This window comes from Desulforamulus aeronauticus DSM 10349 (assembly GCF_900142375.1).
Taxonomy (GTDB): Bacteria; Bacillota; Desulfotomaculia; order Desulfotomaculales; family Desulfotomaculaceae; genus Desulfotomaculum; species Desulfotomaculum aeronauticum.
In genome coordinates, this window is the sequence record NZ_FRAR01000005.1 from 44,503 (window position 1) to 63,270 (window position 18,768).

The 18,768-nt window shown below is 44.7% G+C and carries 12 protein-coding genes and 1 CRISPR repeat array; all 12 genes read left to right on the forward strand.

Going from position 1 to position 18,768, the window contains the following annotated elements:
- The 12 genes from glgA to cas2 all read left to right on the forward strand — a co-directional run bounded on the left by glgA (position 1) and on the right by cas2 (position 18,432).
- Complete coding sequence (glgA, locus tag BUA78_RS01490) at positions 1-1,443, forward strand: glycogen synthase GlgA (RefSeq protein ID WP_072910519.1); 1,443 nt, start codon at positions 1-3, stop codon at positions 1,441-1,443.
- Positions 1,436-3,406, forward strand: a complete 1,971-nt coding sequence (locus tag BUA78_RS01495; RefSeq protein WP_207650475.1) for a glycoside hydrolase family 13 protein — start codon at positions 1,436-1,438, stop codon at positions 3,404-3,406. The genes glgA and BUA78_RS01495 overlap by 8 nt, the downstream gene beginning before the upstream one ends.
- Position 3,407: 1 nt before the next feature.
- Entirely contained in the window at positions 3,408-4,898 is a 1,491-nt protein-coding gene (gene malQ / locus BUA78_RS01500; RefSeq protein WP_072910521.1) for a 4-alpha-glucanotransferase, read from the forward strand.
- A gap of 126 nt (positions 4,899-5,024) precedes the next feature.
- Positions 5,025-7,568, forward strand: a complete 2,544-nt coding sequence (gene glgP / locus BUA78_RS01505; RefSeq protein WP_072910522.1) for an alpha-glucan family phosphorylase — start codon at positions 5,025-5,027, stop codon at positions 7,566-7,568.
- A 315-nt stretch (positions 7,569-7,883) separates the two neighbouring features.
- Positions 7,884-8,969: direct repeats of the CRISPR family, unit length 30 nt; unit sequence GTGAAACCAAAACATATGATGTATTGAAAT.
- A 1,034-nt stretch (positions 8,970-10,003) separates the two neighbouring features.
- On the forward strand, positions 10,004-10,714 hold the full coding sequence (locus BUA78_RS01510; protein ID WP_072910523.1) for a CRISPR-associated endoribonuclease Cas6: 711 nt from the start codon (positions 10,004-10,006) through the stop codon (positions 10,712-10,714).
- A gap of 4 nt (positions 10,715-10,718) precedes the next feature.
- Entirely contained in the window at positions 10,719-12,509 is a 1,791-nt protein-coding gene (locus BUA78_RS01515) for a hypothetical protein (RefSeq protein WP_072910524.1), read from the forward strand.
- A gap of 20 nt (positions 12,510-12,529) precedes the next feature.
- On the forward strand, positions 12,530-13,462 hold the full coding sequence (locus BUA78_RS01520) for a type I CRISPR-associated protein Cas7 (protein WP_072910525.1): 933 nt from the start codon (positions 12,530-12,532) through the stop codon (positions 13,460-13,462).
- A gap of 12 nt (positions 13,463-13,474) precedes the next feature.
- Entirely contained in the window at positions 13,475-14,215 is a 741-nt protein-coding gene (gene cas5b / locus BUA78_RS01525) for a type I-B CRISPR-associated protein Cas5b (RefSeq protein WP_072910526.1), read from the forward strand.
- Positions 14,202-16,637: a CRISPR-associated helicase/endonuclease Cas3 gene (locus BUA78_RS01530; RefSeq protein ID WP_072910527.1), complete on the forward strand. Its 2,436-nt coding sequence runs from the start codon at positions 14,202-14,204 to the stop codon at positions 16,635-16,637. Before cas5b ends, BUA78_RS01530 begins: the two co-directional genes overlap by 14 nt.
- Positions 16,637-17,125, forward strand: a complete 489-nt coding sequence (locus BUA78_RS01535) for a CRISPR-associated protein Cas4 (protein WP_084082265.1) — start codon at positions 16,637-16,639, stop codon at positions 17,123-17,125. The genes BUA78_RS01530 and BUA78_RS01535 overlap by 1 nt, the downstream gene beginning before the upstream one ends.
- Positions 17,126-17,149: 24 nt before the next feature.
- Positions 17,150-18,151, forward strand: a complete 1,002-nt coding sequence (gene cas1b, locus BUA78_RS01540; RefSeq protein ID WP_072910528.1) for a type I-B CRISPR-associated endonuclease Cas1b — start codon at positions 17,150-17,152, stop codon at positions 18,149-18,151.
- Complete coding sequence (cas2, locus tag BUA78_RS01545) at positions 18,148-18,432, forward strand: CRISPR-associated endonuclease Cas2 (protein WP_072910529.1); 285 nt, start codon at positions 18,148-18,150, stop codon at positions 18,430-18,432. The genes cas1b and cas2 overlap by 4 nt, the downstream gene beginning before the upstream one ends.
- Positions 18,433-18,768: the final 336 nt, after the last annotated feature.

Genomic DNA, 18,768 nt, shown 5'->3' on the forward strand with positions numbered 1-18,768 from the left:
ATGACCATTTTGTTGGTGGCTGCCGAAGGGGTGCCCTTTGTAAAAACCGGTGGTTTAGCAGATGTGATTGGTTCGTTGCCCCAGGAATTGAAAAAATTGGGTTTGGACGTCCGGGTCATGCTGCCTAAATATGGTGACATACCCGAACATTTTAAAATAGAGATGACCCACTGCTGTGATTTTACTGTTCCCCTGAGTTGGCGTCAGCTGTACGGGGGTGTGCAGTGTTTAGAGTATGAAGGGGTACCCTTTTATTTTATCGATAACGAATACTATTTTAAAAGACCGGGTATTTATGGCTTTCCAGATGAAGGGGAACGTTTTGCCTTTTTTTGTCGGGCAGTATTAGAAGCCCTGCCTCACTTGGATTTTAGCCCACGGATTATTCATTGCCACGATTGGCATACCGGTATGATTAGTGTGTTTCTCAAAGCCTTCTATGGCGCACACCCTACCTATCAAGGGATACACACGGTCTTTACCATTCATAATTTGGAGTACCAGGGATTATTTCCCCCTGAATTCTTAGAGGATGTGCTAGGCTTACCAGAACGTTACTTTACCTGGGATGGGGTAGAATTTAATGGGCAGGTTAGCTTTATCAAGGGTGGCATCAATTTTGCCGATCTGTTGACCACGGTTAGTGAGAGTTATGCCCAGGAAATTCAGTATCCTTTCTTCGGCGCCAGGTTAGACGGACTGTTACGGCAGCGTAAAGATGTACTACAGGGAATTTTAAACGGCATTGATATGAAAATTTATAATCCTGCTGAGGATCCCCATATTTGTGAGCCTTATAATTGGAAAAAACCGGCTCGTAAGCGGTTGAATAAAGAGGAATTGCAAAGAAAATTGTCCTTGCCAGTAAGAAAGGATGTGCCGTTAATCGGCTTGGTCTCCAGGCTGGCTAGCCAAAAGGGATTGGATTTAATTGCCCATATTTGGGAAGAACTCCTGAGCTTGGATGTGCAGTTGGTGGTGTTGGGTACCGGTGAACCTCGTTATGAAGAGCTTTTCCGTTATGTTGCCGACAAATATCCGGATAAAGTATCGGCCAACCTGTTCTTTGATAACCGGCTGGCGCACCATATTTATGCCGGGTCCGATCTCTTTTTAATGCCCTCCCTTTACGAACCCTGCGGTTTGGGGCAACTGATCGCCTTGCGCTATGGTTCTTTACCTGTGGTCAGAGAAACCGGTGGCTTAAGGGATACGGTTCAGCCCTATAATGAACATACCGGTGAAGGCAATGGCTTTACCTTCACCAACTACAATGCCCATGATCTTTTACATGTTCTAAAAGAAGCGGTTTCCCTTTATCAGCAGAGGACTACCTGGTCAAAGCTGGTAAAGAATGCTATGAAAGCTGATTTCAGTTGGTATAAATCTGCTCAAAAATATCAAGACTTATATAGGGAACTGGGATTAAAAAAGGATGATTAGTTTGAACCAGACAGTGCTTTTTCATGATTCACAGGATCAGTTTTTTCGTAACCCCTTCGGGGCGATCCCCTGCGGCAAAAGGATCGAGTTGGTTTTGGCCATAAACAGCCTAATTCAGCCGGAGCGTGTTTTTCTGCGTCTTTGGAAATATGGTAGCCAGGAAGAAAAAATACCGATGGTGGCAGCAGAAAGCAGTGGGAATCGGCGGCTGTATCGTGTCAGATTTGAGGCACCGGAGAGGCCGGGGTTGCTGTGGTATTATTTCCTGGTGATCCAAGGGGGGGAAACCCTTTACTATGGCAATAATTCCGAGCAATGGGCTGGTATTGGCCAGGTTTACAAGCAGGAACCGCCATCCTACCAAGTGACGGTATATCAGCCCACGGCGGCTACTCCTCACTGGTTTAAGGATGCGGTAATGTATCAGATCTTCGTAGATCGCTTTTGTAATGGTTATGAAGAGGGAAAAATTCTCAATCTCAAACCACACTGTGTGGTGTATCCGAATTGGCAAGCCACGCCCCGTTACGGTCATGATCCGGTAACCGGCAAGACAGTTTGCTACGATGTTTTTGGCGGTAATTTATACGGTGTGTTAAAAAAGCTGCCCTACTTAAAAGAACTGGGTGTAACGGTTATTTATTTTAACCCGATTTTTGAGGCCGCCAGTAATCACAAGTATGATACGGGTGACTATAAAAAGATAGACCCGATGTTTGGCGATAACGAATTGTTCAAGGAGCTTTGTAGCCAAGCTAAGGCAGCGGGTATCTCCATTATTTTGGATGGTGTGTTCAGCCATACCGGCAGTGATAGTGTGTATTTTAATCGGGAGAATCATTATCCCTCTATAGGGGCCTATCAAGCCAAGGATTCTCCTTATTACCCGTGGTACCGTTTTGCAGATTGGCCACAACAATATGATTGTTGGTGGGATGTTGAAACACTGCCCAATGTTAATGAGGAAGATCCTTCCTATCAGGAATTTATTATCACCGGAGAAGATAGTGTCATCAACTATTGGATGAAGCTGGGGGCCAAAGGTTGGCGTTTGGATGTGGCAGATGAGTTACCAGGAACATTTATTAAGAAGATTCGTACTGCTATGAAACAAGCAGACCCAGAGTCGGTGCTTATTGGGGAGGTGTGGGAGGATGCCTCCAATAAGGTAAGCTATAGTGAACAGCGGGAATACCTGCTGGGAGAAGAACTAGATTCGGTGATGAATTACCCCTTCCGCAGTCTTTGGCTGGACTTTTTGACTGGTCGCCAAGGTGCCCAGGAGATCCACCGCCAGTTAATGAAACTCTATGAAAATTATCCGTTGGAGCATTTCTACTCCACTATGAATATCATTGGCACCCACGATGTGGAGCGGGCACTTACCCTGCTTAGTGGTGCGCCGTCGACAGAAACCCTAAGTCGAGAAGAACAAGAAGGTTATCAGCTAACGCCGGAACAAACAAAACTCGGCATTGCCAGACTTAAACTACTGTCCCTAATCCAGATGACCTTCCCAGGGGTTCCTTGTATTTACTATGGTGACGAGGTGGGGCTGCAAGGCTATAAAGACCCTTTAAATCGTAGAGCCTACCCCTGGGGAGAGGAAAATCAAGATCTGCTAGCCTGGTATAAAAAGATTATTGCGCTAAGACACCGACATGATGCCCTCAAGACAGGACAATGGCGCCCTTTGCTTGTGCGAGGGCAAGTATATGGATACGGTAGAAAGATAGAAAAAGGAAAAGATGTCTTTGGCAGGAACAAAAAAAGTGGTACTTTGCTTATCGTCATTAATGCTGATGTAAGGAAGGAAGTCACCTTGTCCATCAATGTTGGGCAGTGGTGTAGTGGTACTTTGGTAAACCTATTAGAGGAAGGTGAGCGCTGGCGGGTTGAGGATGGTTTGCTGCAACTCTCCCTCGGGCCGCTGACCGGAAAATTGTTACTAGAAGAGGGATAAAATGATTTTCAACAGGAAAAGTGGCATACTTCTTCACCCTACCTCATTACCTTCCCGTTTCGGTAGCGGAGATTTGGGACAGGAAGCCTATAAGTTTGTGGATTTCCTTACCAGAAGTGGGCAAAAACTTTGGCAAATACTGCCTCTGAACCTACCCGGTTACGGAGAATCTCCCTTTCAGTGTTATTCCGCCTTTGCAGGTAATCCCTTACTTATAAGCCTGGACCAGCTCCAGGAACAAGGACTCTTAACCCAGGAAGAACTGGCGGCAATACCTTCCTTTAACCAAGATAGGGTGGAGTTTGCAAAGGTTAGGCAGTATAAAGAAAGACTTTTTCGGCAGGCCTATCGTAGGTTTAAGAAGTGTCAACCCAGTGCAGCGTACCAAGCCTTTCTAAAAGCTAGTCATTGGCTGGCGGATTATGCTTTGTTTATGGCTCTCAAGCAGCATTTTCATGGCCTCCCCTGGAATGAGTGGGATGCCCCCTTGGCTCTTCGCCAGAGTAAGTCCATGGCGGAGAGCCGCAGGCTGTTTGAGGAAGAAATTCAATACCAAAGTTTTTTGCAGTTCACCTTCTTTAACCAGTGGATGGCACTGAAAGGTTATGCGAATAACCGTGGCATCCGCATCATTGGTGATCTGCCAATTTTTGTTTCTTACGACAGCAGTGATGCCTGGGTCAACCCGCAGTTATTTGAATTAGACGAAAGAGGTAAGCCAATTAAAGTGGCGGGTGTGCCACCAGATTACTTTAGCCCAACAGGGCAGCTTTGGGGCAACCCCCATTACAAGTGGCGGGAGATGGAAAAGGATCACTATCGTTGGTGGAGAGAACGATTCCAGCTTTTGCTGCAAACAGTAGATATCGTTCGGATTGACCATTTCCGAGGCTTTGCAGCCTACTGGGAGATCCCTGCCGGAGAAACAACAGCCATTAACGGTCGCTGGGTTAAGGGCCCGGGAGAAAAGTTTTTTTCCACGATCATTCAATACCTGGGCAATATCCCGGTGATAGCAGAGGATTTAGGCGTTATTACACCTGAAGTAGTGGCTTTAAAAGAACAGTTTCAATTCCCCGGGATGAAAATTCTCCACTTTAACTTGCATCAGGGAGAAAAAGAGAAATTCTTGCCGGAACATTATGAGCCTAATTCGGTAGTCTATACCGGCACTCACGATAACGATACCACCTTGGGCTGGTATCAGAAACTTATGTCGGCAGATAAGGAGTTTTTAGCGACCTATTTGCAGTTGGAACCAGCAAGAGTGGAAAAGGACATCTGTTGGCAGCTGATTAAGGTGGCCAGTCATAGCAACTCCAACACAGCCATTATTCCGCTGCAGGATGTGCTCGAACTAGGAAGCGAGGCCCGCATGAATTACCCTGGTACTGTTGGGGACAACAACTGGCAGTGGCGTTTTCGTTCAGGTGCCTTGACACCGGAAATAGAGAATAGGCTGGCAGCACTTACAAAAGCTGCCGGGAGGTAAAGGGGAGTCAGAAGTTTTTATTCTTATGAGGCTTATCTTCCATTATTTGTCGAAAAGTGTTAGAATCGTAGGCAAATTCAAACAATATTCCGCAGCGTTGATTTTTAGATTTAAAGGAGGGGCAAGATGTATCCGTACCGTACCATATCCGTTATTCCTGAATTGCCGGAGTCCATCAATCGGTTAAGTGAGCTGGCCAGAAACCTCTGGTTTAGCTGGCATCCCCAGGCCCAACTGCTATATAGCAAGCTAGATTCCTTGCTGTGGGAAGAGGTTAACCATAATCCGATTAAACAATTACTTTATGTGGATAACGACAAATTGAATCAGGCTGCGGCAGACCCCCAGTATCTTGAAATGTACCACCAAGTAATGGCTGATCTGGATCACTATCTGGGCGGGGAGACCTGGTTTCAGAGAACCTATCCGAATAGTGCTAATCAATTAGTTGCTTATTTTTCAGCTGAATTCGGTGTCCATGAATCTAATCCGGTCTATAGCGGTGGTCTGGGCTTACTGGCCGGAGATCATTGCAAATCAGCCAGCGACTTAGGGGTACCCTTTGTGGGTGTTGGTATTCTGTATAAACAGGGATATTTTTGTCAGCGAATTAATAAGGATGGTTGGCAGGAAGCCCATTATAACTTTATGGACTTTAACGAAATGACGGTAACTCCGGCCCACCGGTCAGACGGGGGAGAAGTGATAGTTACCGTTCGCTTACCTGGTCGGGATGTTTTTGTTAAGGTTTGGGAACTGCAGGTGGGTCGGATTATTATCTACTTTTTAGATACGGATTTAAATCGGAACAGCAGGGAAGATCGCCTCCTTACCTCTAAACTGTATGGTGGGGCTCAAAACAATCGTATCAGTCAGGAGATTATTTTAGGCATTGGCGGGACCAAGGCTTTGCGGGAGCTGGGAATTTCCCCCACTGCCTGGCACATTAATGAAGGGCATGCCGCCTTTATTATTCTGGAGCGTGTCAGAGAATTGATCCACCAGGGCGTACCCTTTAACACCGCCAGGGAAGCAGTGCGAGCTAACACGATTTTCACCACCCATACACCGGTGCCCGCCGGGCATGATGTTTTTAGTGGTGAAATGATTGACCATTACCTGGGCTATTTATATGAGGAAATGCAAACAGGCCGTGAGCCCCTGATGGCACTGGGCTGGGATCAGGAGCGGCAGGGCTTTAATATGACTCGGCTGGCCCTTAATCATGCAGCTTTTACCAACGGGGTGAGTAAGCTGCACGGTGAGGTCAGTAAAAAAATGTTTCAGCACTTGTATCCAGGCATTCCCCTGGAGGAAATGCCCATTGATTATGTGACCAATGGAGTTCATACCGAAACCTGGGTGGCTCCGGAGATGAGAAACCTCTTTGAAAAATATATCGGGCTCGATTGGACAGAAAATATTTCTGATCAAAAAAAGTGGCGGCGAGTTTATCAAATTCCAGATGAAGAACTGTGGAAAACGCACCAAATACTAAAGGAACGTATGATTACCTTTGTGCAGAATAACATTTACCGACGCATGGAACGTAATTTCCAACCGTTAGAATTAATTCGGGAATGTGCCGGTTATCTCAGTAAAAATGTACTAACCATTGGTTTTGCCCGGCGCTTTGCCACGTATAAAAGAGCCAACCTGCTTTTACAGGATAAAGAGAGGTTGTCTCGACTTATTAATGACCCGGAAAGACCGGTACAAATTATTTTTGCCGGTAAGGCGCACCCGGCGGACCACCCTGGACAAGAGCTTATCAAAATGATTAATGATCTAAGCAAGGAAGAAGAATTTCGCAGCAAAATCGTCTTTGTGGAGGACTATGATATTAATGTATCTCGCCACTTGCTGCAGGGTGTAGATGTATGGTTAAATACCCCTCGCCGACCGTTGGAGGCCAGTGGCACCAGTGGTCAGAAAGCAGCCGTCAATGGTGTGATTAACTGTAGTGTTTTGGATGGTTGGTGGCCCGAAGCCTATGATGGGGAGAATGGTTTTGCCATTGGTACGGAAAAGGATTATCAAAATGATGAACTGCAGGATCAGGAAGATGCTAGTTCGTTATTTGATTTACTAGAGCAAATTATCATTCCTTATTACTACCGTAGAGTGGATGGGAGTCCGCGGGAATGGGTTCGCTACATGAAGGATTGCCTTGCTACCATACCCTGGCAGTTCAGTACCGAGCGAATGGTCAAAGAGTATACCCAAAGATTTTACATAAACGCTGCCTTGCGGGGCGATAAATTCACCACCCAGCAATGCCAATTGGCCACCGAGGTTGAACAATACAAAAAATTCCTGACGGAACATTGGCATCAGATTCAGTTTTGTTCCATTCAGGTGGAACAACCCCAATCACTCAAGGTTGGTTCAGAACTGTTAGTTCGGGCAGAAGTATTCTTGGGCGCTGTTAAACCACAGGATATTATTCTCGAAATTGTGTACGGTAAAGTGAGTGACCACGGTCTGGCTCGAAAGATGTTGATGCCGCTGGAGCTTGTCCAGGAGAGCGGTGATAATAGGTATCAGTATGGTACCAAAATATATTTAATGCAAGGCACTTCCGGCTATACCCTGCGCATTCGCCCCAATGCCCAGGATTTTGCCAATTGCTTTGAACTGCCATTGATAAAATGGGCAGAAGTTTTTTAGAGATGAACAGATTGATCATTATGCTTACACTAAACAAAACAGCACAGCACTTATCACTGATAGGTGCTGTTTTGTTGTTTGAACAAATCATTGAAAGGAGGGATCAAATTAGGGCTTTGATAATATCAATGACTATTTGATTTTTCCAAGCAGGTTTTTCAAATTAGGGCGTCGAACGCTTGAAAATAAAGAGAAGAAGGAGGTTTTGAAAGCGCAGTTTTAAAAAAGGCGTTCGCCTGGAAAAATAACCTTAGAACCTTGAATTAGCCTACCATTGGGAAACTTTTGCAAGAAAAAAAGCCGCTATTTTTCTAGGTGAAACCAAAACATATGATGTATTGAAATAATATCCAATAAACTCATAAACTCCACCATAACTACTGTGAAACCAAAACATATGATGTATTGAAATTTATCTCTTGCGGGGGCAACCGCATCATTAGCAAATGTGAAACCAAAACATATGATGTATTGAAATAGAGTGTAGTCTAGCCATTTCTAATTCAAAAAACATGTGAAACCAAAACATATGATGTATTGAAATAAATCTAAGGATGGTGTTATCTATGGCAAATACATCGTGAAACCAAAACATATGATGTATTGAAATAGAAATAATTAGATTAAAAATATAATATTTATAAGGGTGAAACCAAAACATATGATGTATTGAAATCTCTATGATTGGTATTAATGTGCAATAAATATTGATGTGAAACCAAAACATATGATGTATTGAAATTTAGTAAACGCCTGTTTACGTCCATCTGGAGCAAGGTGAAACCAAAACATATGATGTATTGAAATATTTTAAATTTGATATATTCAGTTCTACTTCCACTAGTGAAACCAAAACATATGATGTATTGAAATCTGCCTTTGAAGATTGGCAGGAAAATATCAATACCTGTGAAACCAAAACATATGATGTATTGAAATGAGTAAATATGTGTATGGTGATGTACCAGTAAATATGTGAAACCAAAACATATGATGTATTGAAATGCAGTACTGATTACTGGTTAGCCAACGCGGTAGCAGGTGAAACCAAAACATATGATGTATTGAAATAACGTTAGACTATAATCAACACAAGATTGTTGATTGTGTGAAACCAAAACATATGATGTATTGAAATACAATTCCAAGGGTTCAGGTCACTATTTTTGGTGGGTGAAACCAAAACATATGATGTATTGAAATCTGCTCATGGATTCTTTTACCCAGCAGACTCCCGCTGTGAAACCAAAACATATGATGTATTGAAATCTCGCCTCCGTCTTGGTGACCAACCCTGCCAGCACGGTGAAACCAAAACATATGATGTATTGAAATTCGAATGTCCTGATTGCTTTTAATAACCCTAACGTCGTGAAACCAAAACATATGATGTATTGAAATGCTTGCCGAGTCCCAGCCCAATTCCGGCTACACGCTACGAATTCGTCCGAATGACAAAATGGCAGAGGTTCTTTAGGGAACGAGTTTTGCTCATCTGCAGAAAAGTAAAAAATAAGGGATAAATATTCCAGGTTTTAGGGGCACTATTGAAGTGGCTCTAAAACCTGGAATGCTCAAAGGGCGGCAGTAGCAACTTAATTATTACTAATTTTTCCATCGTGACTTTCGATTGAAAAACCGCCGTGGACAGTTATTTTCGCTCCCTCTCGGATCGCAAAACAAGCTAACCCGACAATTGCAACGCAGACTATAATTATTTGCCAGCCAGTCAGTTTTTTAAAAATGCCGATAATAACACCCCCCTTTTCTGAGTATTTTGAGGTCTAGCGGTTACAATATACCTGAGTCAATTGATTAAAAATAACCGACAGATCTATCTAAACATCCCTTGTGTGAGAGTTACGTCTCCTCGCCACCAAAGGGCAATTATTTATTTAACCATATATAACAACGAGAAATTAATAAATGTCCTAAAAAAAGACTAAGCAAAACAGAGGGAGGCAGGCCCAAATTACGATCATATTTATCAGCTTGTCGTATGTAATTTAATTAAGGATACTTGTCCATTGTTGCAAAGTCAAGGATTTTTTTAGGAAAAATGCTTACATATGGGACAGCACTTATCCAAGTTAAGGACAAGTGCTGTTTTGTCGTTTAAACAAAGCTATGTTATCGGTTTTTAGAATTAGGAAGAACAACATGACATGTGACGGTTGCAAAAATTTGGAATATAACCATATATAAACAAATTTCAATACATTAGTTTATTTAAACGACTTGGTAATGTAGGGTACTCACTGATAATATCTCCAAAACAGTCAAAAGGCAATACTTGATTTGGTTACAAATATTTCTGGCTTTTTTATTTTTGATAGTATATTTGGAGTTGACAATGGATTTGAGGGGTAGTAGGATTAAAAACAAAAATATGATACATATATAAACAATGATGAATAAAAAGGGGGTGAATCTACATGAATTGCTACTACGAAATTCTAGTCACTCTACAATTGCACGAGGATATCCCTGTAGTCGAAGTGCAATCGGCTCTATCAGAACTAGTTAACAGCAGTATGCTTTTTAATGCTGAACTCAAAGAACTACACCATCGGAACGAATTTAAGCAATATACCTTTTGCTTGCCGTATCCTTTGGAGCCAGATCGGCTTTACCGTAGGGGCAGATTGTACTGCTTCCATCTGCGTACCACCAACTTGAAACTGGCACTGGCCTTCCGGCAGTGTTTACCGCAGGCCAAGGGTTTGGCTAAGGTAGTGAGCGTAGAATTAAAAAATTATGAAAAAAGATTGATAAGTGAACTAACCACCCTAACGCCAGTGGTATGTACAGTGGACAATCGCTGTTGGCTACCGGAAAACGGGTTGCCCCTGTTAGCAGAGCGTTTGCAGGGTAATGCCTTGAAAAAGTGCAAAAAACTTGATCTTGCCTTTGCCATGCCGAAGGGAGAGGACTTCTTTTTTGAGCATATTCAAATGAAGAATCACAAACCAATCAAAATTGATTACAAGCGCAAGGGGACAACCCTACTGGGACACAAGCTTCATTTAAGCATAAAGCCCCATCCCTGGGCACAGCAGCTAGCCTTTACTGTGCTGGGAGAAGGTCTTCTGGAAAAAAACACATTAGGATTTGGCTACTGCATTGCTGGGAGTATAGGGAGGTGAGAACATGCTGAAAGATATGTTGAACGAGTTTATTAGTCATCAGCTACAGTATCCAGAGTTTGATCCCGATACACTGGTGGTGCATAACTACCGTCTTAAACCAGGGATTTATTTCCGCTTGCATGAGGACGGTACTATGGATGAACTCCACCTTACCAAAAAAACCATCTTGCCGGAAAATGATCCCCTGCTGGATTGGTTTAAACAAGCCGATTTCGCCAGCAGCCTAATTGAGATGAACAAGCCGGTCGATCCAAAGAAGCAGATTCATAGCAATAATTATTTTACCCTGTTCCTCAAACGGGAAACTTTTTTTCAGCAAGGTGAACTTCATCCTCAACTAGTAGGGCACATTAACCGCTACTTTGAGGCACTGTTAAGCAGCCCAGATCAAAAGAGTGCTGATATTCTGCGGGCTAGCCAGTACGAACCGCTGTCGGCAGAAGCAGTGATGCAAAGTAAAGAGTGCTTTTTGGCTGCTCTGCCCGAAATAAGGGAACGGCTGCGACAGAAAGAGGAGAAGAAGGAGCTCAAGGAAAACGATAACTGCTATATCAAGCTTTATTTGGCAGCACCGCTGGACGCTTATTCCTACGAGAGCGGACGCTATCTATTGCCTAAAATATTTAACAGCAACAGTTATAATTTGGAAAGCGGCGATCAGGTTTTGGGATTGTCCAATGCCAATATGGGTCTGAATGCTAAGAAGCCTTACCTAGAGCACAAGACAACGGCCTTCAAGGTGTCATATCGGATTACCGCGGAAGAAGGGGTTTTGCTGCGCAAACTTTTTTTGTGGCTGGATGGGCAGGAACGGGAAGGGAAGTCCCTGTATGCCGGTTATATCCCGGTGGGAAAACATCTTCCGGGACTACTCAACACCGCCACCGAGATGCAGGCCCGCAAACCAGCGGCCTATGTTCACTTTGTCCGAGGTATGGGACTCACCATTGATGACTATGATTTTTTGCCCAATTTCCGGGATCAAATGGATAAACCGATTGACTTTAGAAACTATCTGGATGTGTCCGATTATCCGGGGAATCGGCTGAACAAACGGAGTGTTGTGGAAGCCCATATCAATACTTACCTCTATGGGGGGCAGTTGGTGCGCAATTATGATGAGGACAGACTCAAGGTGAGCGATTACCTTTCCCATGCCCTAGCCACTCAGGTGATGATGTCACGAACTGCTATGCACGCTTGGCTGCGGAAGGGGAATGAGTTTCCCCTGAAAAGCAAAGGTGCTGTGGATCGCATTACCATGGGCGTACTCCTGGCCCGTCTGCAAAATCTGAAGTATATTCCTGCATTGGCCCAAGCCCTGAATGTCCGTTTGGCACTTTTGCAATATTTTAATGAGGGGGATAACGACATGGCGGAAACCATCGTAAGCACCTACGAACAGTTAAAAGAGCGGGTACTTCATACTGAAAATAGGAAGGAGCATATTGTCTGCCAAAGCTCGGTAGAGTTTTATCTGGCGGTGGGGCAACTGTTTTATTACTATTTTAGCAAAAGCGCGGCACAAAAGCTGCACTACGATGTGTTGTGGCGAGCTGTTGTTGCTGCTAGCAATGTGGAGGAAGTCAAGCGAGAGAATTTCAAACACTTCAAAAAATACGGTCACGAAATTGACCTCAGCAATCCACGCTTTAATCATCTCCTCTGCGTGGTTACCTCCTATGAACCGGTAGAAGAGGAACCAATCAATTTAGATGCACTGTTCTACGGCTTTGCCGTCAGCAACATTATTTATTACAAGGAAGAAAAGGAAACCCCAGCTAAAGAATAAAGCGAAGGAGGCTGCTTGCTATGAAAAAAACCAATCGTGTCTATGGCGTTCTAGCAGTGGGTGCCTATATGGCCAATTTCAATGCGGATCTGTCTGGTTACCCTAAAACCACCGCTGGCAACAAAATATTTGGCAGCGACAAGGCTTTGAAATATCCCATGAAGCGTATGTGGCAGGCTGAGGGAGAAAAGGTGCTTTACATTAAAAGTTTTCAAAGCATGAAAGATAAAGAAGAGGGCGAGAAAATCCAGCCCAGGGATCTGAATCAGCGGTATACCCACCTCTTTGGAGATTTGAATGAGAAAACTTCCTCTAACGAAGTGCTGTGCAAGCTGTTTTCAGCCATTGATGTGATGAATTTTGGTGCCACCTTTGCCGAGAAAAAGCAGAATATCAGCATTACCGGGGTGGTGCAGATCAATCAGGGGCACAACCGCTTTGCCCAGACCCGTGTGCTGACCCAGGACATCCTCTCCCCTTTTCGTAATTCTAACCCAAAGAGCGAAAACAAGCTGGCTTCTTCAATGGGAAGCAAGATTATCACGGATGAAGCTCACTATGTCTATGGTTTTTCCGTTAATCCGGCAAATTACGACGATTTCCTAGGGCTGGCCGACGGGTTCGAGGGTTACACCGAGGAGGCTTACGAAAAATTCAAATGGGCGGCGAGGGTGGCTACAACAGCTTTTAATACCAACTCCAAAAGTGGCTGCGAAAATGAATTGGCCCTTTTTATTGAACTCAAGAAAGGTAGTCGGCTCTTTTTGGCCAATCTGGATCGGTATGTAACAGTGCACAAGCAAGACGAGAAGGTTCTCTACGATTTGAACCGCTTGGGTGAGGTGCTGAAGCCGCATCAGGATGAAATCGACAACATTGAGCTTTATATCAATCAAGCGACGGTTGCAGTGGAGTGCGGTGAGCTGGCTGCTAGCGTTCAATCCATTTATTAAGGGGGATCCGCTATGAAGAGCTTGCGCTTTACCCTTTCTGGGCCAGCTGCATGCTTCCGCCAGCCGGATGTGAATGCCCAGGTTTATTTTACGTACAACAATATCCATCGGGTGGCCTTGCTGGGTTTGTTAGGAGCGATTTTGGGGTTGAGCGGCTACCGCAACGCCAAACTCTACAATCAACCGGAGCGGGCTTATCCGGAATTCTACGAGCTGCTTTCTCCCCTGGGAACCTCGGTGGTGCCCAATTCCCCCAATGGTTATTTTACTAAGAAAATCCAGTATTTTAACAACAGTGTAGGTTATGCCTCCAAGGAAAAGGGCGGGAACCTGCAGGTGCGGGAACAGTGGCTGGAAAATCCCAGCTGGACGATTCTACTGGCCCAGCAGACCTTGCCAGATGCCCTGTGGGACAAACTCTGCCAAAGTGTGCTGACGGGGCAATGCGTTTATTTGCCCTATCTGGGACGCAACGACTTCCCGGCTCAGATTGAAGAGGTAGCTATGGTGGAACTTGCTCCCTCCCGGCAAACCCAGATTCATTCGCTGTTTCTCTATGATGGAGACTTGCGAGCTTTGACGGGTAGAGGGTATGCGAGCTACCTGTCCGTGGAAACGGCACCGGTGGCTTTAGCGGCAGAACATCATTTTTACCAGTTCGGCCGGTATGTTTTTACCAACGAGGCAGTACCGGAACCAGCGTTGCCGGAAAAATTGTACAGTGACGGAGAACGGCAATATGCTTTCTATTGATAGTATCACGACGATTCAATTGGTCGATCCGGCAGTTTTGAGTGATCCTCATTATTGGGCGCACACCCATAGGAAATCGGTGGCGGATAGGAAAGATGGGCTGGAGACGGAAACGTTGCTGGCCCATTCCCGCTTAACCTTGCACTATTATAAGGTTTATTGCCAAAAAAAGGGCATGGAGAAGGTTGTCCATGACCTCATCGAAGCCTGCGGTTTTGGTAAGGAAGAGGGGCAGACAGTCTATTTGCTGTTCTTGTACGCCATTTATCTGCATGATCTGGGTAAGATCAATCCTGCTTATCAGGCCAAGATTCTGGAAAATGAATACTTTTGCAAGCAATACCATAAGGGCGATAAATCTCAACACAGCTTGGCTGGTGCTTACTTGTATATTGATCACATGTATAAAGTGGTACTAAAAAATCCTTCCGAAGGGGTTTGCAAATTCCTAGCTGCCTTTGCCTATTGCATTAGCCGGCACCATGGTAAGTTGGGGAATGGCCGGGGTTTTAGTGAACTAGGGCTTTGGAATGAACGCTATTTCCGAAGTGAGCTGGACTCGGAGGCCTTTGATCGTATCGAATACGATATGCAGCAGACCTTGCATGGAAGAACCCAGGGGAACGAGCCGCTAGCCTTCTATATCCTCGGTCGCCTCTTGTATGCCCTCATTACCGGTTGCGATTACTGTGCTACCCAGGAATTTATGACGGGACAGGCAGTGGAACCTGCTGTCCTTGGTGAAGGCGGGGTTGGGCTGAAGGAACGCTATGACGAGAGCACGCTCTGCCGCAGCATTCGCAGCTATCAAAAGGATCCGACTTCTTTTAGCGGCGATCCGATCAACGAACTGCGCACTCAGATGTTTTTAGAAGCCGAGAAGAATTTGCTAGCCCAGCCCGAGGCGCATATTTATTATCTGGAAGCGCCTACCGGGGCGGGTAAAACCAATATGGCCATTAACCTGACCCTGCGGATGTTGGAGGTCGAGCCGAAAATTCGGAATATTGTGTATGTATTTCCCTTCAATACCTTGGTGGAGCAGACCAAAGAAGCCTTGGAACCTTATTTTGGCAAGCAATTGGCCGTAATCAATTCGCTGACACCGGTGTTGATGGGCGAGGATGAGAAAGAGGAAAATTACGATGAAGCATGGCTCGATCATCTTTTCCATAATTATCCCATCGTGCTCACCTCCCATGTCAATTTTTTCAATGCCCTATTTGGCTGCGGGCGGAACCAATGCTTTCCCTTGCTTAAGCTTTGCCATAGCGTGATTGTGTTGGACGAAATTCAAAGCTACAAGAATGGGATTTGGCGAGAAATGATTAGCTTTCTGCAGTGCTATGCCAAACTGCTACACATAAAAATTATCATCATGTCTGCAACCCTGCCGCAGCTGGATCAGATGCTCCGAACGGTGGACGCACAGTTTGTTACCTTGATTGACGATCCCAGCAGCTATTACCAGCATCCTCTTTTCCGGGATAGGGTGCATCTGGATTTCTCCCTCTTGGAGCAAAGACAAGAAAAAATTACCTTAGAGGAATTAAAGGAGAGGGTGCTGGCCTTTAAGGGGCGGCGAGTGCTGGTAGAATTTATCAATAAGAGAACTGCCCAGGCTTTTTACGAACTGTGCAAGGAGGAGTGCAACGCCGTTTTGCTCACAGGGGATGATAACGGAGCCAGGCGAAAACAGGTGATTGACCGGATCCAGCAAGGGGAAAAGATGATTTTGATTGCCACTCAGGTGATTGAAGCCGGCGTTAATATAGATATGGAAATCGGATTTAAGGATATTTCCCTACCGGATGGGGAGGAACAATTCCTGGGTCGAATTAACCGCTCCTGTCTCCTGAAGGACGGCGGTGTTGCCTATTTCTTTGACTATGACGATGCAAAGACCATTTATCGGGGTGATGCCCGGCTGCAGTATTCCATCATGGATCCTGTTATTCGGAAAAGTTTACAGGAGAAAAGTTTTGATAAAATTTACGAGCTGGTTTTTGCCGAATTATTGACTCGGACCAGTAAGGCCAATGGTAGAAATATCGCCTACCTGGATCAGGATTGCGTGCAATTGAATTGTCAAGACGTTGAGAAGAAGATGGAACTGATTGAACCGACCTACCAGATGTTTATTCCCTACCAATGGGAAGAGCTGAATGGTTATCAGGTGTGGGAGGAGTTCAAGGAGTTATGCTGCAATCGGGAAATGAGCTATACTCAGCGCAAGGTGGAGCTTTCCCGCCTAGCCCTTACGATGTCCTATTTTACCTTTACCGCTTACGACGATAAAAAGCTGCTGGGAGCGGAATCCTTCGGCGGCTATTTCTTTATCGAAGGTGGGGAACAGTTCGTGGAAGACGGTATTTTGGATCGGAAGACTTTGGAAAAGTATTTCGGAGGGGTGATTTGGTGATGTTGACGGGAACCGTGGTTAATTACTATGTCCATTGCCGACGTCAATGCTGGTTATTTTATCACCGATTGAACATGGAGGATAACTCGGAGGATGTGAGAGTGGGCAAGGTGCTTCACGAGCTGAAACGGCAGGGTCGGGAAGAAGTGGCCATGGATGGTATTAAGCTGGATAAGCTAACAGACGAGTATGTAACAGAAATCAAGAAATCGGATGCCGCTCTGGCCGCAGCCAGAGCGCAATTGGAGTTTTACTTGGTCACCTTGCGGGATAAGGGAATTGTCCGCAAAGGACGCTTGGAGTGCCTGGAAAAAAACAAGCAGGACAAAACGATACACACCGTTGAGCTGACTGACGAAGAGGTGGTGGAACGAAAGGACCTTTATCGACAGATTGAAGAATTTTTAGAGAATGAGTCGCCACCACCATCACCAGTTAGGAAAGCAATGTGCAAGAAATGTGCCTATTATGAGTATTGTTTTATTTGAGTTCGCAGGGAAAGGAAGAAGAAGATGAGCGACACACGGTATATTTTTTCCACCGGCGAATTGTTTTGGAAAGATTTTTCCATTGCCTTCAGCAAGGAAGAAGGGGGCAAGCTCTATCTGCCGATCAAGGATACCAGAGAGTTGTATTGCTTTAATGACGTCACCCTCAGTACCAAACTGCTGCAGCTATTGGCAAAAGCGGGTGTTGTGGTACACTTTTTCGGTTACTATGAAAATTATATCGGCACCTTTTATCCCAAGGAGCAATTAATGAGTGGACGACTAACCGTAGCCCAGGCCAGGGCTTACGGGGAGCATCGCTTTCAGGTGGCTGGTCCGCTGGTGAAAGGGATTGCTCGCAATATGTATTTTGTGCTGTATCACTATTATCGGCATGGCAAAAGTGAGCTGAAGGAGTACCTAGACTGGTTGCGCACAGACGTCCCTCGCTTGGTGGACAAGGTGGGGGCGATTAAGCCGCTACTCAGGATTGAAGGGGAAATCTGGGCGCGCTTCTATCAGAGTTTTAAGTCCATCCTACCGGAGCAATTTGCTATGAATAAAAGGGTTAAACGTCCTCCTGACAATCCGATCAATGCCTTGATCTCCTTTGGGAATACCTTGCTCTATACGAAAACGATTACGGAAATTTATCATACTCACTTGAATCAAACGATCTCTTTTTTGCACGAGCCGGCAGAGCGGCGCTTTTCCCTCAGTCTTGATCTATCGGAAGTGTTTAAACCGATTTTGGTGTACAAAACGATTTTTGATTGTGTGAATAACCGGAAAATTACGGTAGAAAAGCATTTTGATAAAAAGCTAAATTATGCGCTATTAAATGATGCCGGGAGGAAGGCCTTTATTGAAGCTTTTGAGGAGCGGTTGCAGCAGACCTTTGACCATCCTGTCTTGAAGCGACGGTGCAGTTTTAAACAGGCGATCCGTCTGGACGGATATAAGCTGATTAAACATATCCTAGAGGGAAAAGAGTTTATCCCCTTCAATATGGAGGAGAAGCAATGAAAAAAGCAAACTATAATTATGCCATTGTGTTTTATGATGTGGGTGAGAAAAGGGTGGCCAAGGTGTTTAAAATTTGCAAGCAATATTTGAAGCATTATCAGAAGTCTGTGTTTCGGGGCCATATAACCCCAGCCAATTATTTGGAGCTTAAAAACAAATTGAAAAAGATCATTAATCCAGAGCATGATTTTGTGGCATTTATTCAAACGATGGGAGAGTCCTCCTTTCATGAGGAAAGTATTGGTAATCCAGGGGTTGATCCAGAGTCTATGATTATTTAATTTTTCCAAGCAGGGTTTTCAAGCTAAGGTGCCGAACGCCTGAAAATAAAGAGAGGAGGGAGGTTTTAAGAGCGTAGTTTTTAAAAAGGCGTTTGCTTGGAAAAATAGCCTTAGAACCTTGAGTTAGTCTGCCATTGGGGAACTTTTGCAGGAAAAGAAGCCGCTATTTTTCTTGGTAAAACCAACACATTTGATGTATTGAAATTACTTTAGAATATTCTGTAGTAATACTTGCTCATCCGTAAAACCAACACATTTGATGTATTGAAATGTAAGGGAAGTTGTGTAAGAAACCGAGGGATTTCCGTAAAACCAACACATTTGATGTATTGAAAT